General features: G+C 74.0%; 18 protein-coding genes. 8 read left to right on the top strand and 10 right to left on the bottom strand.

The genetic code is table 11. The features are described from left to right. Nucleotides 1–67: 67 nt before the first annotated feature. Both ABZ340_RS01520 and ABZ340_RS01515 read right to left on the bottom strand, forming a co-directional pair. The gene (locus ABZ340_RS01520) at nt 68–1,300 is read right to left on the bottom strand and encodes a helix-turn-helix transcriptional regulator (RefSeq protein ID WP_358779698.1); all 1,233 of its coding nucleotides are present in this window, start codon (nt 1,298–1,300) and stop codon (nt 68–70) included. Beyond that, the gene (locus ABZ340_RS01515; RefSeq protein ID WP_358779697.1) at nt 1,297–1,617 is read right to left on the bottom strand and encodes an antibiotic biosynthesis monooxygenase; all 321 of its coding nucleotides are present in this window, start codon (nt 1,615–1,617) and stop codon (nt 1,297–1,299) included. Before ABZ340_RS01515 ends, ABZ340_RS01520 begins: the two co-directional genes overlap by 4 nt. Before the next feature lie 585 nt (nt 1,618–2,202). Here ABZ340_RS01515 and ABZ340_RS01510 point away from each other — a divergent pair. After that, nucleotides 2,203–2,592 carry a hypothetical protein gene (locus tag ABZ340_RS01510; protein ID WP_358779696.1) on the top strand — a complete coding sequence of 130 codons (390 nt, stop codon included), beginning with the start codon at nt 2,203–2,205 and terminating at the stop codon, nt 2,590–2,592. A gap of 30 nt (nt 2,593–2,622) precedes the next feature. On the opposite strand, the gene ABZ340_RS01505 is transcribed toward ABZ340_RS01510, so the two are convergent. After that, on the bottom strand, nt 2,623–3,063 hold the full coding sequence (locus ABZ340_RS01505; protein WP_358779695.1) for a DUF2000 domain-containing protein: 441 nt from the start codon (nt 3,061–3,063) through the stop codon (nt 2,623–2,625). Between the two features lie 49 nt (nt 3,064–3,112). On the opposite strand from ABZ340_RS01505, the gene ABZ340_RS01500 reads away from it, so the two are divergent. Beyond that, complete coding sequence (locus ABZ340_RS01500; RefSeq protein WP_358779694.1) at nt 3,113–3,928, top strand: AraC family transcriptional regulator; 816 nt, start codon at nt 3,113–3,115, stop codon at nt 3,926–3,928. Between the two features lie 207 nt (nt 3,929–4,135). Here ABZ340_RS01500 and ABZ340_RS01495 read toward each other — a convergent pair whose 3' ends face one another. Both ABZ340_RS01495 and mshA read right to left on the bottom strand, forming a co-directional pair. Further along, on the bottom strand, nt 4,136–4,657 hold the full coding sequence (locus ABZ340_RS01495; RefSeq protein WP_358779693.1) for a YbjN domain-containing protein: 522 nt from the start codon (nt 4,655–4,657) through the stop codon (nt 4,136–4,138). After that, nucleotides 4,650–5,987, bottom strand: a complete 1,338-nt coding sequence (mshA, locus tag ABZ340_RS01490) for a D-inositol-3-phosphate glycosyltransferase (protein ID WP_358779692.1) — start codon at nt 5,985–5,987, stop codon at nt 4,650–4,652. Before mshA ends, ABZ340_RS01495 begins: the two co-directional genes overlap by 8 nt. 471 nt (nt 5,988–6,458) lie before the next feature. Between mshA and ABZ340_RS01485 the strand changes: the two genes are divergently transcribed. From ABZ340_RS01485 to ABZ340_RS01475, 3 genes are all read left to right on the top strand, one after another. Continuing rightward, the gene (locus ABZ340_RS01485; RefSeq protein WP_358779691.1) at nt 6,459–7,244 is read left to right on the top strand and encodes a class I SAM-dependent methyltransferase; all 786 of its coding nucleotides are present in this window, start codon (nt 6,459–6,461) and stop codon (nt 7,242–7,244) included. A gap of 238 nt (nt 7,245–7,482) precedes the next feature. Next, the gene (locus ABZ340_RS01480; protein ID WP_358779690.1) at nt 7,483–8,568 is read left to right on the top strand and encodes an NlpC/P60 family protein; all 1,086 of its coding nucleotides are present in this window, start codon (nt 7,483–7,485) and stop codon (nt 8,566–8,568) included. Nucleotides 8,569–9,054: 486 nt separating this feature from the next. After that, the gene (locus ABZ340_RS01475; RefSeq protein WP_358779689.1) at nt 9,055–10,470 is read left to right on the top strand and encodes a fused response regulator/phosphatase; all 1,416 of its coding nucleotides are present in this window, start codon (nt 9,055–9,057) and stop codon (nt 10,468–10,470) included. Nucleotides 10,471–10,598: 128 nt separating this feature from the next. Here ABZ340_RS01475 and ABZ340_RS01470 read toward each other — a convergent pair whose 3' ends face one another. The 4 genes from ABZ340_RS01470 to ABZ340_RS01455 all read right to left on the bottom strand — a co-directional run bounded on the left by ABZ340_RS01470 (nt 10,599) and on the right by ABZ340_RS01455 (nt 13,931). Continuing rightward, nucleotides 10,599–10,934, bottom strand: coding sequence for a DUF2516 family protein (locus ABZ340_RS01470; protein ID WP_358779890.1), 336 nt, complete (start codon nt 10,932–10,934; stop codon nt 10,599–10,601). 268 nt (nt 10,935–11,202) lie between these two features. After that, nucleotides 11,203–11,820: a hypothetical protein gene (locus tag ABZ340_RS01465; protein WP_358779688.1), complete on the bottom strand. Its 618-nt coding sequence runs from the start codon at nt 11,818–11,820 to the stop codon at nt 11,203–11,205. 79 nt (nt 11,821–11,899) lie between these two features. After that, nucleotides 11,900–12,412: a helix-turn-helix transcriptional regulator gene (locus tag ABZ340_RS01460; protein WP_358779687.1), complete on the bottom strand. Its 513-nt coding sequence runs from the start codon at nt 12,410–12,412 to the stop codon at nt 11,900–11,902. A gap of 394 nt (nt 12,413–12,806) precedes the next feature. Then, nucleotides 12,807–13,931, bottom strand: coding sequence for an NAD(P)/FAD-dependent oxidoreductase (locus ABZ340_RS01455; protein WP_358779686.1), 1,125 nt, complete (start codon nt 13,929–13,931; stop codon nt 12,807–12,809). Between the two features lie 53 nt (nt 13,932–13,984). Between ABZ340_RS01455 and ABZ340_RS01450 the strand changes: the two genes are divergently transcribed. Continuing rightward, the gene (locus ABZ340_RS01450) at nt 13,985–14,677 is read left to right on the top strand and encodes a TetR/AcrR family transcriptional regulator (protein WP_358779685.1); all 693 of its coding nucleotides are present in this window, start codon (nt 13,985–13,987) and stop codon (nt 14,675–14,677) included. Between the two features lie 376 nt (nt 14,678–15,053). On the opposite strand, the gene ABZ340_RS01445 is transcribed toward ABZ340_RS01450, so the two are convergent. After that, complete coding sequence (locus ABZ340_RS01445) at nt 15,054–15,719, bottom strand: maleylpyruvate isomerase family mycothiol-dependent enzyme (RefSeq protein WP_358779684.1); 666 nt, start codon at nt 15,717–15,719, stop codon at nt 15,054–15,056. Between the two features lie 252 nt (nt 15,720–15,971). Between ABZ340_RS01445 and ABZ340_RS01440 the strand changes: the two genes are divergently transcribed. Then, on the top strand, nt 15,972–16,562 hold the full coding sequence (locus tag ABZ340_RS01440; RefSeq protein WP_358779683.1) for a WHG domain-containing protein: 591 nt from the start codon (nt 15,972–15,974) through the stop codon (nt 16,560–16,562). Nucleotides 16,563–16,691: 129 nt separating this feature from the next. Then, complete coding sequence (locus ABZ340_RS01435; RefSeq protein ID WP_358779682.1) at nt 16,692–17,924, top strand: GDSL-type esterase/lipase family protein; 1,233 nt, start codon at nt 16,692–16,694, stop codon at nt 17,922–17,924. Nucleotides 17,925–17,931 lie beyond the last annotated feature (7 nt).

Genomic DNA, 17,931 nt, shown 5'->3' with positions numbered 1-17,931 from the left:
ACAGGCACACTGACAAGCAGACCGACGGGCACACCGAACAGACGCGCTGTTGATCGAGCCGTGCCGGTCACGCCATCGCGTCGGCCCTCTCGGCCAGAGCGCGCAACTCGGGGGAAGCTCCGCGCCCGGCCATGAGCATCAGCTCCTTGATGACACCACGAGCGGCCATGTGGGTGTGGACGATCTCGGGGGCGGTCTCCTCCGCGCTCAGGAGTGCCGCGAGGGCATCGCCGAACTGCCGTCGCTGAGCGTGTGCCCGTCCGACATCCAGCAGGACTCTCGCCCGTCTTTCGGCCGAGAGCCCGCTGGTGTCCACGGCCTTGGCGATGTCCAGCGCTTCCCCGGCATCACCGAGGTCGACCGCGGTGGAGACCGCCTGGATCTCGACGTTCACCGGGCCGAACTCCAGGTTGAAGTCGTTCCGGCCCTCGCCGACCCGTTCGGCCACGGCCCGGGCCCGGTCGATCTGCCTCCGCGCCGCCGCCCGCTCCCCGGCACGCGCGTGCACCAGGGCCAGCGCGAGATGCAGGGAACCCAGGACCGACAGCTCCTCGGCAGGCGTCGTTGTCGCCTCGGCACGCGGAGCCAAGGCGTTGACGGCGGACGCGGCCGCGTGTTCGGCCTGGTCGAGATGGTGGAGCCTGATGAACGCGTGGACGAGACGGAAGACGCCGACGAAGACGCCGAGCGTGTCGTCGGCGAGCTCGGACGCCCGGATCGCACGGTCAGCGGCCACCCAGGCCGCATCGGCCTCGTCCTGCCGTACGAACGCCGCGGCCAGGGCCTGATACATGCGGGCCAGCAACCGGTACGCCTGCGGGCGGTCCTCACCGGACACGGTCCGCGATGCCCGCTCCAGCCGTGGCACGAGAGGCGCCAGCACCTCGCTCAGCTCCGCGAAGCGACCGGCGTGCGTCAGCGTCCAGACGCGCTCCACTTCGTCAGCCAGTTCGTGGAGGAGAGCGGTGCGGGTGTCCTGGCGCGGGGTGAGCAGGACATCGAGTGCGGGGTGCCCGGAGATGACCAATCGCGCTTGGTCCAGGTCGTTCTGGCGTTCCGTGGGTTCCGGTTCGGGCGCTTCCGGCGCCTCTGGCTGCAGCACGTTGAGCGCCACGCCCAGACCGTCCGCGAGCAGCCGCAGCACATCCAGCCGATTGACCGGCTGGATGCCCCGCTCGACCTGTGACACCCAGCTGGCGGTGCGGCCGATGGCCGCGGCCAGCTCGCTCTGGGTGAGCCCTCGCCGGCGCCTCAGTTCCGCGACGCGCGCCCCGAACGCCCCTGTGCCGTGCACCGTCACGACCGTGCGGCCACCTTCCCGTCAATCGCGTCCAAGAAGGTCACTTCGACGCCCGTGAGGTGCTGCTCGCGCTCGGCCAGGAAGTGCTTGGTGTGCGGCTGCTCCTCATGCGCCTCGAACGCGGCGCGGTCGGCGTACAGCTCGTAGAAGACGCGCACCAGGGGCTCGCCCTCGGGGACGTGGACGACGTACGCCAGTGTGCCCGGCTCCCGTGCCTTGATCCCTTCCAGCGTGCGTGCGCACAGAGCGTCGAAGGCGGTCGCCGCCTCCTGATTCCGTAGCGCGAAGCGCACCACCAGCCCGAAACCCTTGCTCATGAGCCCTCCCTCCAGTCTCACCCAGTCTGTCAGGTACACAGTTTCGCTGCGACTAGCAGAATTACTTAACCCGCAGAGAAACTGCGAGTATGCTCACGGTCGCAGCGCTGCTGGTGTGATCTGTCCCGGGCAGAAGGCCGGTGCGCTGTGACACAGCAGACCCCCGCGACCGCGTGCCTGCGGTCCGGGGGCACGGCCCACCTGGAGAAGGCAGGTAGACATGCCGGACTGTATCGCCCTCCTCTGCGCACTACTGCCGAGACTGCTGCTGCCGCCTCGCGGGCGGCACCGAGCCCGCTCCCGCCCCCGCCTCCACCCCCATCCGGCGAGGTGGCCGGATCAGCCACTCAGCACGACGGCGCACCCCGGAGCCGGCACCGGCGTACGGCCCAAGCCGCCGCAGCCGCCCCTCCTCCGCGGTGAGGACTCCCCGCTCGTACGCCCCTACCTGCTCAGTCCTGCCGAACGCCAGGCCCGGAAACGTCATCGGCACCAGCACTGCCCGCGCCGCCGTGCTCTGCGGCTCTCCCCGCACGGCAGCGACATCAGCCCCCGGCCCCTCCGCGGCCCGGAGGTGGCCACGTCATGACCGGTCCCGAGTTCCCCGGCCTCCCGGAACCCCGGAAAGGCCGGGGAGATCGCACCATCGCCCGCCTCCTCCCCTGGTCCGGCTCCGAGGGCAAACCCTGCTACCTCCTCACCGGCGACAGCCGAGAGGGCTACGTCTCCCGGCTCGCCGACACCATCGAGTCGGTTCAGCTCGGGATGGGATGTGAACTGGTGGGACACGCCCAGGCGTTGATCAAGGACCCGAAGGCCGGAGCCGTCGAACTCCGCTACCTGTCCGCCCGGTTGGCGGAATTCCTGCAAGACGTTCTCCGGGTCGCCGAAAGCCGTGGAGCCCGGCTTCCCGTCCCCGCCGACGAAGACGAGGGCAAGGGCGAGGACGGGGCTGGTCGAGAGCCCTCTGAATGAGTGGTGGTGCGGGACGGGGCGCGGCGTCCCTCACGGGTGCATCCGCGCCCCCTTCAGTACCTTGTCCACCCCGTTCCTCGGCCCGTACACCGCGAGCCCCACCAGGTCCAGCTGCTTCGTCGGTACGGCGCGGACGGCCGCCCGGTTGTCGCGGTCGTTGCCCGTGGCGAACAGGTCGCTCGTGAAGACCGCGCACGGCAGGGAACGGGACAGCACGCGCGCGTGGGCGGCCGTCAGCGTCTCCTTGCCGCCCTCGAAGACCAGCACCGGCTGGCGGAACATCGGCAGGTAGGGCACGCCGTCGGCGTCCTCGTACGGCTCCCCGATCACCTCGGGGAGCCGGGTGCCCAGGCCGCTGACGAGGAACGCGGTGACGTTGAGGCGCTGCCAGGGTTCGAGGTCGTCGCGGAGCAGGACGGCGATCTTGGTGTCGAAGCGGACGGGCGGGTTGCCGGTGGGTGCGTCGTTCATGGGACGAGACTGCCGAGGGGCGTACGGCCGCGTCTTGTACGTTCTTTGCATGGCCGCGCAGCGCACCGCCACCGACGCCACCGTCTCCGCCTGGCGTCCGCGCGTTCCGGGCGTCGTGGAGGTCTTCCACGCGCACTTCACCGGGTACGCCTATCCGATGCACGTCCACGACGCCTGGACGCTGCTCATCGTGGACGCCGGGGCCGTGCGCTACGACCTGGACCGGCACGAGCACGGCACCCCGCTCGACGCGGTGACCCTGCTGCCGCCGCACGTTCCGCACAACGGCGCCCCGGCCACCCCGGACGGCTTCCGCAAGCGGGTCCTGTACCTGGACGGCACGCTGCTCCCCGACGATCTGATCGGGCCCGCCGTCGACCGTCCCGACCTGCGCGACCCGGTGCTGCGGCGGCGCGTCGGGCAGGTGCACGCCGCGCTGGCCCGGCCCGGCGAGGAGCTGGAGGCGGCGAGCCGGCTGGCGCTGATCGGCGAGCGGCTGCGGGCCGCGCTGCGCCCGGGGCAGGCCCGCCCCGCCCCGCGCCGGGACCCCGTCCTCGCCCGTCGGCTGCGCGAGCTGCTGGACGCCCGGGTCGCCGAGGGGCTCACCCTCGACGAGGCGACCGTGCTGCTGGGCGCCCATCCCGCCCATCTGGTACGGGCGTTCAGCACCGCGTACGGCATCGCCCCGCACCAGTACCTGACGTCCCGGCGCGTGGGGCGGGCCCGTCGCCTGCTGCTGGCGGGGCACGCGCCGGCCGAGGTGGCCGCCGCCACCGGTTTCCACGACCAGTCCCATCTGACCCGGCACTTCAAGAAGCTGGTGGGCGTGCCGCCGGGGCGGTACCGCGCCGGCGCGTCGCGCTGACGGCAGCCGGGGGTGGCGCCGGCGCGTCGCGCTGACGGCAGCCGGGGGTGGCGCCGTCGCGCGCCGGGCTCCGGCCGGCGGGACGCGGGGGCAGGGTCGGTCGGCGGGATGCGGGAGCCGGGTCGGTCGGCGGGACGCGGGAGCCGGGAACAGGGTCAGTCGGCGGGACGCGGGAGCAGGGTCGGTCGGCGGGGCGCGGGAGCCGGGTCAGTCGGCGGGGCGCTCGGTCAGGTGGCGGAATGCCTCCAGGTTCCGCGTGGACTCGCCGCGCGACACCCGCCACGCGTACTCCTTGCGGATCGCGGAGGCGAAGCCCAGCTCCAGCAGGGTGTTGAAGGCGCCGTCGGCGGCCTCCAGGACCTGGCCGAGGAGGCGGTCGATCTCCTCGGCGGTGACGGCGGCCAGCGGGAGCCTGGCGGTGACGTAGACGTCGCCGAGCCGGTCGACGGCGTAACTCACGCCGTAGAGCTTGAGGTTGCGCTCCAGCAGCCAGCGGTGGACGGCGGCCTCGTTCTCGTCGGGGTGGCGGATGACGAAGGCGTTCAGGGAGAGGGTGTGGCGGCCCAGGAGGAGGGAGACCGTCGTCGACAGTTTGCGGGTGCCCGGGAGTTTGACGACGTACGCGCCGGGTTCGGGGCTCTCCCACTCCAGTTCGGCGTCCTTCAGGGCGCCTTCCACGGTCTGCCGCGCCACCTGCTGTGCCTGCTGCGCCTGCTGTGCCTCAGCCATGGTGCGAGCGTACGCGACGGCGGTGGGAGGTGATCGCGGCCGTGTAGACGTCGGCCGTGGCCGCCGCGGCGGTGTCCCAGCCGAAGCCCTGCGCGTGCCGGGCGGCGGCCTCGCCCATGCGGGGGGTGAGCTCCGGGTCGTCGGCGAAGTCGCGCAGCACGCGCGCGTAGGCGGCCGGATCGTGGCCCTGGACGAGGAAGCCGGTCTCCCGGTCGCGGACCGCGACGGGCAGGCCGCCGACCGCGGCGGCGAGCACCGGCGTGCCGGCCGCCTGCGCCTCGATCGCCACCAGCCCGAACGACTCGCTGTAGGACGGCATGACGAGCACGGACGCGGCGCGGAACCAGTCCGCGAGCTGCTCCTGCCCGACCGGCGGGCGGAACCGTACGACGTCCGCGATGCCGAGGCGGGCCGCCAGCTTCTGCAGGCCCTCCGGCTTGGCCAGGCCGCTGCCGCTGGGGCCCCCGACGACGGGGACGACGACGCGGGAGCGCAGGTCGGGGCGCTCGTCGAGCAGGGCGGCGACGGCACGCAGGAGCACGTCGGGGGCCTTCAGGGGCTGTATGCGCCCGGCGAAGAGCGGGATCAGCGCGTCCTGCGGCAGGCCCAGGCGGGCGCGGGCGGCGGCGCGGCCGTCGGCCGGGCGGAACCGTTCGAGGTTGACGCCCGGGTGGACGACGGCGACCTTGGCCGGGTCGGCGGCGTAGTGCCGGACCAGTTCGCCGGCCTCCTCGGCGGTGTTGGCGATGAGCCGGTCGGCGGCGGCGACGATCTGGGTCTCGCCGATGACGCGGGCGGCGGGCTCGGGGGTGTCGCCCTCGGCCAGGTTGGCGTTCTTGACCTTGGCCATGGTGTGCATGGCGTGCACCAGGGGGGCGCCCCAGCGCTGGGCGGCGAGCCAGCCGACGTGGCCGGAGAGCCAGTAGTGGGAGTGGACCAGGTCGTAGTAGCCGGGGCGGTGGCCGGCCCAGGCCTGCATCACGCCGTGCGTGAAGGCGCACAGCTGGGCCGGGAGGTCCTCCTTGGCCAGGCCCTCGTAGGGGCCCGCGTCGACGTGCCGGACGAGCACGCCGGGGGACAGCTCCACGGCCGGCGGGAGCGCGGCGGTGGTCGCGCGCGTGAAGATCTCGACCTCGATGTTGATGGCGGCCAGCCGCTGCGCCAGCTCCACGATGTAGACGTTCATGCCGCCCGCGTCACCGGTGCCGGGCTGGTGGAGCGGGGACGTGTGCACGGAGAGCATCGCGACGCGGCGGGGGCGCCGGTGCAACCGGAGCCGTGGGGGAGCCGCCGGAGAGCGACGCCCGAGCCTGCTGACGTACTGGCTCACGTGGCGTTCCTCCTTGCTGCGGGCGTGCCGGTCGGAGGACACACGCCGCCCTCCACGGGATGCGAACGCCGGAAGACGGCATTCCCATTCCCCGCCCGCAGGCTTTGCCGAAGCGTTACCGCTCATCGCTCAACCGTTCGACATCAGGGTGCGTGACGCGCACCGGGCCCACCCGGGGCCCGCCGCACCGGTCCCGGCCGGGAACCCGCCGCGTCGGTACCGGTCGGGAACCCGCCATTCCGGTCCCAACCGGGAATCCGCCACGCCGCCGGTCCCGGCCGGGAACCCGCCACGCCGGTCCCAACCGGAAACCGACCACGCCGACTCCATCCGGGCACCCGCCGCACCGGCCCCGCCCGGAAACCCACCACGCCGTCCCCGCCCGAGTGCCCGCATACCCTCGTACGCATGACACTCCGCGCCGCCGCCCTCCCTCACGCTCGGCTTCGTTCGAGCGGGGGGACCCCCGTCGTGGGTACGGTCACGCGCGGGACGACGAATCCGAACCGCCTGCGCCGCATGGACCGCTGGATCGCGGCCGCGCACGGCGCCGAGCTGCGCCGCGCCGCCGATCCCGTCGCCGTCGACCTCGGCTACGGAGCGGCCCCCTGGACCGCCGTCGAGCTGCTGCACCGCCTGCGCACCGCCGCGCCCCGCGCCCGCGTGGTGGGCATCGAGATCGACCCGGCGCGCGTCGCGGCGGCCGGGCCCTACGCGCGCGAGGGGCTCGCCTTCCGGCACGGCGGCTTCGAGGTCCCGGTCCCCCAGCGCCCGCTGCTGATCCGCGCGGCCAACGTGCTGCGCCAGTACGACGAGGCCGAGGTCGCCGCCGTCTGGCAGCGGCTGTGCGCGCGGCTCGCCCCGGCCACGGAGCACTCCCGGGGCGGGCTGCTGGTCGAGGGGACCTGCGACGAGATCGGCCGCCGGCACGTGTGGGTCGCGCTCGGGCCCGAAGGGCCGCGCACGGTGACCTTCGCGACCCGGCTGGGTTCCCTGGACCGCCCCTCGGACCTGGCCGAACGGCTGCCGAAGGCGCTCATCCACCGCAACGTCCCCGGCGAGCCCGTGCATGCCTTCCTGCGCGACTTCGACCGCGCCTGGGCCGCCGCGGCGCCCTACGCCTCCTACGGCGCCCGCCAGCGCTGGATCCGGGCGGTACGGGACCTGACGGCCGACTGGCCGGTGACGGACGGGCCCGCGCGCTGGCGGCAGGGGGAGGTCACCGTGCGGTGGGGGGCGCTGGCGCCGCGGAGCTGAGCCGCGGCGGAGGGACTCCCGCCTCCCGGTCCGGCCGACGCGCCCCTGATCTGCGAAGGCCGACACACCCCTGATCTGCGAAGGAACGATCTCCCTGCGCCGTACGTCACACAGCGGGGGAAACGGCGCGCCGGGTGACGGGAGGGAGGAAGCACTACCTCTGTCGCTTTCCGCCCCGGCATGGCACCATCCCTCAGGCGACCGATGTTACTGACGGTTAATCAGCTGGGGGCGAGCTATGGGTACGGGCAAGCGTGGCCTGATCGCAGCGGCCGTGACCGTGGTCTGCGCGGTGACCGTGCTGGCCGCACCGGGCACGGCGTTCGCGGACCCCGGTCCCACGCCTCCACCGGCCGCCACCCCGTCGCCGGCCGCCACCGCACCCGACAAGGACCTGGAAGCCGTACGCGACAAGCTCGACAAGCTCTACCGCGCGGCGGCGGTGGCCACGGACGAGTACAACGCGGCCGAGGAGGAGGCGCGGCGGCAGTCCGCCGAACTCGCGGAGCTGGCCCGGAAGATCGCCGAGGGCCAGGAGGAACTGAACCGGCTCAAGAACCGCGCGGGAGCCGCGGCCCGCGCCCAGTACCGCACCGGCGGGCTGCCGGACGAGGCGAAACTGGTGCTGAGCGACGACCCGCGGCAGTTCCTCGACGGCACGGGCCGGGTGCTCCAGGGCCAGCGGGCCACCAAGGGCCTGATCGCGGAGACGAACCGCGCCCAGCAGGACCTGAAGACCTACGCCGCGGACGCCTCCGCCCGGTGGAAGGGGCTGGAGGCCAACCGCAAGGCCAAGGAGGCCGCCCAGAAGGAGATCGAGAAGCAGATCGCGGCGGCCGAGAAGCTCGAGTCCGAGCTGGAGCGGGAGGAGAGGGAGCGCCTGGAGCGGCTGGAGCGGGAGGCCGCGCAGCGGGCGCAGACCGCCTGGCTCGGCTCCGGCGTCCTGAAGGGAGCCGCCGGCGAGGCCTCCGGGCAGGGCGGGAAGGCCGTGGAGTTCGCCACGGCCCAGGTCGGCAAGCCCTACCAGTGGGGGGCCGAAGGACCCGGGGCGTACGACTGCTCCGGCCTGACCTCGCAGGCCTGGGCGTCGGCCGGGCTGGCCATCCCGCGCACCTCGCAGCAGCAGTGGAAGCAGCTGCGGCACGTCGATGTCGGCGACATGCGCCCCGGGGACCTGATCATCTACTTCCCGGACGCCAGCCATGTCGGGATGTACGTCGGCGACGGCAAGGTCGTGCACGCCCCGCGGCCGGGGCGGGCGATCACGGTCGCGGGCGCGGGGTCGATGCCCATTCTGGGAGTGGTGCGGCCGGACGCGACCTGAGCGGTGGGACGGAGGAGCGGCCGGGCGGACCGGGCCGGAGCGGGCCGGGCCAGGCCAGGCCGAAGCGAATCAGGCCGGGCCAGGCCAGGCCGGAGCGAACCAGGCCAGGCCAGGCCAGGCCGGAGCGGGCCTGACCGGACCGGACCCCACCCGGCTGGACCCCACCCGCCTGGGCCCCACCGGACCGGACCCGAGCGGACCGGAGCGCCAACTCGCCGCCCCTCCGCGGGTGGTGACCTGGGCCACGTGACCCAGTCCACGCGCACCGCCCCGCCGCACCCCGCCCGGGCGTGACGTTCGTCATCCCGCGGGCTCCGTCGCCGTGTCCAACTGCGCCACGGTACGCGGCATATGACAGTGGCCGGTGGCCCGGCGGCGTGCTCCACGCCATTCCGCTGCGGTGCCGGCACCCGCTATGGTCCCCGTCGGTGGGTCGAGGTCCCTCGCCCCGCCATGCCCTCGGGGGGAGGGAAGGAACCCAAGACGATGCCCGTACCCGTACCGCGGCCCCGGGCGGTCCCGGCCGTGGAGAGCGGTCAGGCGCAGGCAGCGTCCGCGGGCGGCCGCACGTCCACGGAGCACTCCGGGGAACGCGCGCCGCACCGGCAGGACGCCGCCGGAAACACCACCAACGCCACCGACGCCAAGGGCCCCAAGGACGCCAGGAACGACAGGAACCCCAGGAACGACAGGAACGCCGGGAACACGGCAGAGCACAGCGCTCCCACCAACCTGACGCTGCTGCTGATCGAGGACGACCCGGCCGGTTCGCCGATCGTCCCCGACCTGCTCGACCAGGCCGGCAAGCCGATCCGCGTCCGCACCGCCCGCAACCTCACCGAGGCCGAGCGGCTGCTGACCGACGACGTCCACTGCATCCTGCTGGACCTCGCCCTGCCCGCCCCCGGCCGGGCGGGCGACGGCGACGACGACGAGCTGGCGGTGCTGCGCCACGTGCTGGAGCTCGCGCCCCGGCACGCCGTCCTCGCCCTGACCGCGTCGAACGACGCCGAGCGCGGCGCGGAGGCGGTGCGCGTGGGAGCCCAGGACTACCTGTTCCGCGACGAGCTGGACGGCCGGCTGCTGAGCCGGGCGATCCGGTACGCCGTCGAGCGCAAGCGTTCGGAGACCGCCGAGCGGCGCCTCGCCGAGGGCAGGATGCGCGCCCAGGAGAACCGCCGCCTGGAGCGGGGCCTGCTGCCGACCCCCCTGCTGGAGGGCTCGCCGCTGCGCTTCGCCGCCCGCTACCGCCCCGGCCGCTCGCGCGCCCTGCTCGGCGGCGACTTCTACGACGTCGTACGGACCCCGGACGGCACCGTGCACGCCATGATCGGCGACGTCTGCGGGCACGGCCCGGACGAGGCGGCGCTCGGCGTGGAGCTGCGCATCGCCTGGCGCGCGCTGACCCTGGCGGGCCTGTGCGGCGACCAGCTGCTCGGCACGCTCCAGCAGGTGCTGGAGCACGAGCGGCCGGACGACGAGATCTTCGCCACGCTGTGCGCGGTGGACATCGCCCCGGACGGCCGCCGCGCCGGGCTGTGCCTGGCCGGTCACCCGGCGCCGCTGATCGCCGCGCCCGGCCGGCCCGCGCGGCTGCTGCCGTACGACAACAACGGCCCGGCGCTCGGGCTGCTGCCCGGCGCCCGCTGGCCGCGGATGCAGGTGGAGCTGGGCGCCGAGTGGAGCCTGATGCTCTACACCGACGGCCTCATCGAAGGCCATGTCGGCGAGGGCCGGGAGCGGCTCGGCCAGGAGGGCATGGTGGAGATGGTCCGCCGCCAGATCGCCGAGGGCCTGCGCGGCGAGAAGCTGCTCCAGGCCGCGGTGAACGAGGTCCGCGACCTCAACGGCGGCGAGCTGGCCGACGACGTGGCGGTCCTGCTGCTGGACCGCGTGCCGTAACCGGGGCGGCGGGAGCCCGGCGGGACCCGGGTCCGCCCCGGGTCCGGGTCCGCCCCGCCCCGAGTCCGCCCCCGGGCCCGCTCCGCCCCGGGTCCGGGTCCGCCCCGCCCCTCAGGTCCGGGTCCGGCTCACCGTCCGCCGTTGTACGGCCCGTACGGTCCGTCGCTGCTGGAGCCGCGGCGGCTGCTGCGGCCTCCGCCCGGCAGGCCGCGCAGCGCGGGCCGTACGTCGACCATGTACACGATCGTCGCGATGAGACCGATGATCGGCAGGAACGACAGGATGTCGAAGATCAGGTTCACCACGAAGGCGAGCCCGAGGATGATCAGCCAGAAGGGCTTGGTCTGCTTGTCCGCCGCCCGGTAGGCGTCCTCGCGGCGCGTGGCGGCGTCGATCAGCGCGAAGCCGCTGAAAAGGATCAGGGCCATGCTCAGCAGCCACATGAACCCCACGAAGCCCTGCATCAGCACAACGTCCACCACCAGACTCGGCTCGTCGATTACGCGGTCACCGTACCCGCAAGCGCGGGTCCCCTATCGGAGGAACGGGTCAGGCACCCCGCACGTGCCCGGCCCGTCCTCGTACGCCCGCGTTCGTCCGCCGTCCGCCGTCCGCCGTCCGCCGTCCGCCGTCCGCCGTCCGCCGTCCAACGTCCGCGTCCGCCGTCTGCTGCCCGCCGGCCGCGTCCGCCGTCCGCCCGCGCGCCGTCCGCCTGCGCGCGCTACGCGCGGCTCACTTGGCCGGCGGGGTCGCCGTCTTCTTCGCGGTGGCGGCCGGCTTGCGCGCCGGGGCCTTCCTGGCGGGCGCCTTCTTCGCCGCGGCCGGCTCGGCCGCGGCACCGGCCGGCTTCTCCTCCTCGACCGTGACCGGCTCGGGCTTCGGCTCGACGGCCACGGCGAGCTCCTCCACCCCCTCGGCGACGTCCTCGATGCCCTCGGCGGCCTGGCCGCGCCAGGTCCGCACGGCCTGCTCGCCGTGCTCGGCGACCTTCTCGTAGGTCTCCCGGGCCTTGACGGCGTACTCGGCGGCGACGCCCACGCCGCGCAGCGCGAGGTCCTGGGCGGTCTCGCCGAGCTTCTTCAGGTCGGTGTCGAGGGAGCCCAGAAACTCGTTGACCTTGGTCTGCAGGGTCGACTGCGTCTCCTTGACGCGGGCGGTCGCCTTCTCCTGAACGGCCTTCGGGTCGGTGTTGCGGACGGCCTCGATCCGGGCCGGGGCCTCGGTCCGCAGCTGCTCCACCAGGACGGGCACCTTCTTGGCCTGCTGCCACGCCAGGTCGGCGGTGCCCGCGGCGAAGTAGAGCGGGGTGGGGTCGCTGAGGGTCTTGCGCAGGTCTTCGGTGATGGCCATGGTGCTGGACCTCCCGGTCACGTTCGCTTGAGGGTTGTGTGGGGTTCCCGCGCTCGTCCGGCCGGACTCCTCGTCCGTCTCACCCGGCCGTCTGCTGCGGGCCGGCGGCGTCGCCGCCACCGTTCCTGCGGGGGCGGCGGGCGTCCCCCTCGACGCCGTCCCGGGCCTCGCCCCGGGCGTCCGTCCCGCCCCGTCCGCCCTCCGCCGCGCCGGCCGGGGCGTCCACCGGAGCGGAAGGGTCCCCGAAGCCGTTCTCCTTGCGGAAGGACTCGTAGATCTGGAGCAGCACCTGCTTCTGCCGCTCGGTGAGCGTGGGGTCGGCGAGGATCACGGCGGTGGTCTCCACCTCGTCGCGGTCCCGCTCGGCGTCGAGGATCCCCGCGCGCACGTACAGCGTCTCGGCGGAGATCCGCAGCGCCTTGGCGACCTGCTGCAGCACCTCCGCGCTCGGCTTGCGCAGCCCGCGCTCGATCTGGCTCAGGTACGGATTGGACACCCCGGCGGCGTCGGCGAGCTGACGCAGCGACAGCTGCGCGTTGCGCCGCTGCTCGCGCAGGTACTCACCGAGATTGCCGACGTTGAGCGATGCCATGCCTTCACGATGCCACCACCTTGCTAACTCTTGCAAGCACCCGCTTGCAAAAGTGTGCCGCGTGTCGGCTCTCCTGAAGCCCTCCGGCACATGCCTGAAAGGCTGCAGGCAGATGTGTCCTGATCTCTACCTTGACTCGTCCGAGGCGATCGGCCCCGGCATCCCGGCCGAGTCCGGGCATCCAGGCCGGGTGCCCGCGCTACCGGCCCGCGAGGCGGGAGCGGATTTCCGCGGTGCCGGGCCGAGGGCCGTGTTCGGCGCGGGCGTCCGTGCGTTCGCCTGACGGCGGCTTCGCAGGGAGGGGCCGCGGCGGTGCCGTACCGTCCCGTAAAGCCGTGGCGGGCCGTTGGCGCTGGCATGTTGGTGCTGATGCCGGTGCTCTCGCGCTGGGCTGTCAGGATGGGTGGACGCGGTCGAAGAGGGCGAGGGCCTGGGCGGGGTCCGGGCTCACGAGGCGTTCCAGGCCGGCCGACGTGATCTCCGCCCACCTGCCGGCCCGCGCCCACATCCGTTCCTCGAAGGCGCGGACCGCCTCGTCCAGATCTCCGGGGCCGGCGGCGACGGCCTCGGCGAGTTCGGCGCCTTCCAGCATCGCGAGGTTCGCGCCCGCCCCCAGCGGGGGCATCAGATGGGCGGCGTCGCCCAGGAGCGTCACCCCGGGGACGTGGTCCCAGGTGTGGGACACGGGCAGGACGTAGAGGGGGCGGTGGACGAAAGCGGTGCCGCGGCGGAGGAGGTCGAGGACGGGAGCGGCCCAGCCGTCGAACAGAGCCGGCAGGCCCGCTCGCGCGGCCTCGGCGTCGGCCGGCTCCAGGCCCAGGTCCGCGTGCCAGTCCAGCGGCGCGCGGAACTGGGCGTACACCTTGACGTGGCCGCCGCTGTTGCGCTGGGCGACGACAGCCCGGTTCACCCCGTACACGGCCAGGGAACCGTCGCCGACCAGCCGGGCGAGGTCGGGGTGGCGGGTGTCGACGTCGTCCAGGGAGGTCTCGACCAAGGTGACGCCGGTGTAGTGCGGCGTCACCGGCGAGACCGCCGGGCGGGTCCGGGACCAGGCGCCGTCCGCGCCGACCACGAGGTCGAACGTCTCCTGCCGTCCGTCCGCGAACCGGACCAGTACGCCGTCCCGGCCCCCCGGCACCACCTGCGTCACGCCCCGCCCCCACTGGACGTCGAGAGGGCCGAGCAGCAGGTCGCGGAGTTGCCCGCGGTCGATCTCGGGATTGGCCCGGTCGCCCGGACGGGGCCGCCAGTCGCGCAGGACGGTCCCGTCCGTGTCCAGGATGCGCATGGCCTGCCCCTCGGGACGGGACAGCGCCTGGAACTCCGCCAGCAGCCCCGCCTTGTCCAGCGCGAGTTGGCCCAGTCCTTCGTGCAGGTCCAGCGTGCCGCCCGGGGGGCGGGCGTCGGGGGCGGGATCGCGTTCGAAGACGGTGACGGGGTGACCATGGCGGTGCAGGACGCGGGCGAAGGCAAGACCGGCGGGGCCGCTGCCGACCACCGCGATGCGATGTCTCATGGCGATACACTGTATTTTCGCGATACAGCGCATCGCAACAGTACGATGCGGCCATGACTGTGTGGGACCGGCCGGAGCCGCCGGCCCGCCCCGTGCCGCTCGACCGGGAGCGGATCGTCGCCGCCGCCATCGCGCTGGCCGACGAGGGCGGGCTGGAGGCGGTGTCGTTGCGCAAGGTCGCCGCCCGGCTGAACGCCGGCCCGATGCGGCTGTACGGATACATCTCCACCAAGCAGGAGCTGTTCGACCTCATGGTGGACGAGGTCCAGGCCGAGATCCTCCCCGAGGAGCGGCCCGGTGACTGGCGGGAGGCGCTGCGCGTCCTCGCCCACCGCACCAGGCAGGCCGCCCTCCGTCACGAATGGCTGGCCGACCTGCTCGGCGGCCGTCCCGCCCTGGGCCCGAACGGCCTCGCCGTGACCGAGGCCACACTGGCCGCCCTCGACGGACTCGCCGACATCGACACCGCCCTGCGCGCCGTGGAGACGGTGAGCGCCTACTTCACCGGCGCGATCAGGCGCGAGATCGCGAACCTGAGGGCCGAGCGCGCCACAGGCCTGTCCGAGCGCGACTGGCAGCGCGCCTCCGGCCCGCACGTGACGAGGATGCTGGCCACGGGCCGCTTCCCGGCACTGGCCAAGGCCGTGCACGACGGCACGGACGTGGACGCCGAGACATCCTTCACGACCGGCCTGGACTGGGTTCTCGACGCCGTGGCCGCCAAACTCGCCCGCCCGTCGGCGTGACACCCGGTTCTCGCCGAAAGTCCCTCACCTCAGCGGTCGAGAGGCGCGGCCCGGCGACGGAGCATCGCGCCGGGCCGCGCCGGCACCTGGACGAGGGTTCCGGTCCCGTTCCAGCCCCCGGCTCCCGTGGTCCGCGAAGCGGCGTACAGGGGTCCGGGTGTGCTGGAAGAGGCGAAGCCGTCGCCGGCAGGGGGCTTCGGGGCCGGCCGGCGGGACGGCCGTGACGTGGTGCCACCCGCTCCGGCGCCGTTCCCGCCCACTCCGGCTCCGTTCCGCCCGCTCCGGCGCAGGGTCCTGGCCGTGGACGACGGGCAGCCGCCCATGAGCGAGCGGGACACCGGCCGCCACCGGCCCGGACACCCGGACGGCCGCGGGGTCACCCCGTCCCGCAGCGACCGCGGAGTATTTCCGCACCGTCGCCTTCGAGGTCGTCGCAGTGGCTCGCGCGTCCGGTCATGGCCATCACCAAGGCCACGGTGGGGCCGGTCACGAGGGCTCCCGAACCGGTCGTGAAAGGGCCGTCGTCCGCGACGAGCCGCAACCCGTCGATACGTCCCTTGGCGACGACCACGAGATCCGAGCCCCGGTAGTACTCGGCCACGCGGGTGACGGTCTCGATCGGGTAAGCGCGGCGGATACCCAGCGGGCGCCGGATGTCTTCTCCGTGCACGATCGTCTCGCCCAGCATGGCCAGGGCGGGCAGGGGAGGCTTGGTCGTGCTCGGAATCACGCGCCGGAATCTCTCCAGCGTCTCGGCCGGGGCCGTGCCCAGCTGCTCGGCCAGCCGCATGGCCACCTGCTGGTCGAAGTCGAACCGGCAGCGGATCACCCCCGCCATCCAGCGCACGGCGCCGAGGCTCGCGCCCGCGGTGAGGTGCGCCAGCACCTCACGCACCGTCAAACCGGCGCACAGCGACGGCGTTTCCCACTGCTCGCCGGTCACGTCCGCGAGGTCGGCCGCCAACGCGGCTCGCTCGGCGCGGATCAGGGGCCAGGCCCCGGCCCTGCGGCCACGGGCCGCCGTCACTGCCGGATCGTTCATGCGGGAGGTCTCCTGTCGCGGGGGCGTACTCCGACGTCGTACCCGGGCCGGTTCGGGCGTCCGACGCGGACGTCCGGCGCGGGTGTCCGCGGGGAAGACCGGCGCTCCGGGGGAAAGTCATCGGCTCGCGGTGCCCGGACTCACCCGGGACAGGACGTTTGCCTAAAGACTGTAGGCAAACGCATGATGGGTGAAGGAAGACAGACGCCGGAAGAAGACGGACACCGGGCGGGGGCCGGAGAAAGGACAGCCATGGCACGCGCGGGACTGACCACGGAGCGCCTGGTCCGGGCGGCGGCGGAACTCGCCGACGAGGTCGGCTTCGACCAGGTCACCGTCTCGGCGCTCGCCCGCCGGTTCGGCGTCAAGGCCGCGAGCCTGTACGCGCACCTGGAGAACTCCCGGGACCTCAGGACGAGGATCGCCCTGCTCGCCCTGGAGGAACTCGCCGACCGGGCCGCCGACGCCCTGGCCGGGCGGGCCGGCAAGGACGCCCTGACCGCCCTCGCCAACGTCTACCGCGACTACGCCCGCGAGCACCCCGGCCGCTACACCGCCGCCCGGCTGCCCCTCGACCCCGAGACGGCGGCGGCGAGCGCGGGCGTCCGGCAGGCGCGGATGACCCAGGCCCTGCTGCGCGGCTACGACCTGCCGGAGCCGGACCGGACACACGCGGTCCGGCTGCTGGGCAGCGTCTTCCACGGGTACGTCAGCCTGGAGGCGGCCGGCGGATTCAGCCACAGCGCCCCCGACTCGCAGGAGAGCTGGACCCGCATCCTGGACGCCCTGGACTCCCTGCTGCGCACCTGGCCCGCTCCCGGCGCCGACCGCCCCGGGGCGTGAAACCGCCCCTGCCCGCGCGACCGGCGGACCGGACCACCCGCACACGCGACCGACGGACCGGCCCCCCACCCACACACGCGACCGACGGACCGGCCCCCCACCCACCCCCCTGAAGACCAGGCTGGAGCCATGGACACCCCACACGACCGGATCACCACCCCCCTCGCCACCCCCTACACCACCGACCTCACCACCGGCCCCGCCACCGACCTCACCACCGGCCTCCTGCGCGGCGCCCTCGAAGTGGAGCGGACCGAGCACGGCCTGCTGCCCCACCGGCTGCCTGCCCGCGCCCGCGCGCAGTGTGCCGACCCGCAGCTGGCCCTGGCCGAGTCCCAGCCCTCCGGCGTACGCCTGGCCTTCCGTACCCGGGCCACCGTCGTGGAGCTGGACACCCTGCCCACCAAGCGGGTCTACACCGGTGCCCCGCCCCGCCCGGACGGCGTGTACGACCTGCTCGTCGACGGCCGCCCGCACGGACAGGCCCGTGCCGCCGGGGGCCACACCCTCACCGTCGACCTGGCCACCGGGGCCACCGAGCACCGGACCGGCCGGCCCGCCACCGTCCGCTTCACCGGCCTGCCCGACCGCGTCAAGGACGTCGAGATCTGGCTGCCGCACAACGAGACCACCGAGCTCGTCGCCCTGCGCACGGACGCCCCCGTCGAGCCGGTGCCGGACCGGGGCCGCCCGGTCTGGCTGCACCACGGCAGCTCCATCAGCCACGGCTCCGACGCGGCGAGCCCCACCACCACCTGGCCCGCGCTGGCCGCCTCCCTCGGCGGCGCGGAACTGATCAACCTGGGCCTGGGCGGCAGCGCCCTGCTCGACCCGTTCACCGCCCGCGCCATGCGGGACACCCCCGCCGACCTGATCAGCGTCAAAATCGGCATCAACCTGGTCAACGCCGACCTGATGCGGCTGCGCGCCTTCACCCCGGCCGTCCACGGCTTCCTCGACGCCCTCCGCGAGGGCCACCCCACCGCGCCCCTGCTGGTCGTCTCGCCCCTGTACTGCCCCCTCCACGAGGACACCCCCGGCCCCACCGCCTTCGACTTCGGCGCGCTCAGCGAGGGGAAGCTCCGGTTCCGGGCCACCGGCGACCCCGCCGAACGTGCCGCCGGGAAGCTGACGCTCACCGTCATCCGCGACGAGCTGTCCCGCATCGTGCGGCAGCGGTCGGCCGACGACCCGAACCTGCACTACCTGGACGGCCTCGCGCTGTACGGCGAGGACGACCACGCCGAGCTGCCGCTGCCCGACGGGCTCCACCCGGACGCCGCCGCCCACCGCCGCATCGGCGAACGCTTCGCCGAACTGGCCTTCGCCCCGGGCGGCCCCTTCGCCGACAAGGCCGCCTGACGGCACT

Origin of the sequence: Streptomyces sp. NPDC006134, assembly GCF_040628835.1 — a bacterium.
Taxonomy (GTDB): domain Bacteria; phylum Actinomycetota; class Actinomycetes; order Streptomycetales; family Streptomycetaceae; genus Streptomyces.
Note: the sequence above shows the minus strand (reverse complement) of the source record. Positions and strands in the feature narration are given on the sequence as shown.

Coding starts and splice junctions, on each gene's coding strand:
- ABZ340_RS01465 (WP_358779688.1), bottom strand. CDS start 11,820: ATGGCCATCACCGAAGACCTGCGCAAGACCCTCAGCGACCCCACCCCG.
- ABZ340_RS01480 (WP_358779690.1), top strand. CDS start 7,483: ATGGGTACGGGCAAGCGTGGCCTGATCGCAGCGGCCGTGACCGTGGTC.
- ABZ340_RS01495 (WP_358779693.1), bottom strand. CDS start 4,657: ATGGCTGAGGCACAGCAGGCGCAGCAGGCACAGCAGGTGGCGCGGCAG.
- ABZ340_RS01505 (WP_358779695.1), bottom strand. CDS start 3,063: ATGAACGACGCACCCACCGGCAACCCGCCCGTCCGCTTCGACACCAAG.
- ABZ340_RS01460 (WP_358779687.1), bottom strand. CDS start 12,412: ATGGCATCGCTCAACGTCGGCAATCTCGGTGAGTACCTGCGCGAGCAG.
- ABZ340_RS01500 (WP_358779694.1), top strand. CDS start 3,113: ATGGCCGCGCAGCGCACCGCCACCGACGCCACCGTCTCCGCCTGGCGT.
- ABZ340_RS01455 (WP_358779686.1), bottom strand. CDS start 13,931: ATGAGACATCGCATCGCGGTGGTCGGCAGCGGCCCCGCCGGTCTTGCC.
- ABZ340_RS01470 (WP_358779890.1), bottom strand. CDS start 10,934: ATGCAGGGCTTCGTGGGGTTCATGTGGCTGCTGAGCATGGCCCTGATC.
- ABZ340_RS01435 (WP_358779682.1), top strand. CDS start 16,692: ATGGACACCCCACACGACCGGATCACCACCCCCCTCGCCACCCCCTAC.
- ABZ340_RS01450 (WP_358779685.1), top strand. CDS start 13,985: ATGACTGTGTGGGACCGGCCGGAGCCGCCGGCCCGCCCCGTGCCGCTC.
- ABZ340_RS01440 (WP_358779683.1), top strand. CDS start 15,972: ATGGCACGCGCGGGACTGACCACGGAGCGCCTGGTCCGGGCGGCGGCG.
- ABZ340_RS01510 (WP_358779696.1), top strand. CDS start 2,203: ATGACCGGTCCCGAGTTCCCCGGCCTCCCGGAACCCCGGAAAGGCCGG.
- ABZ340_RS01445 (WP_358779684.1), bottom strand. CDS start 15,719: ATGAACGATCCGGCAGTGACGGCGGCCCGTGGCCGCAGGGCCGGGGCC.
- ABZ340_RS01515 (WP_358779697.1), bottom strand. CDS start 1,617: ATGAGCAAGGGTTTCGGGCTGGTGGTGCGCTTCGCGCTACGGAATCAG.
- ABZ340_RS01475 (WP_358779689.1), top strand. CDS start 9,055: ATGCCCGTACCCGTACCGCGGCCCCGGGCGGTCCCGGCCGTGGAGAGC.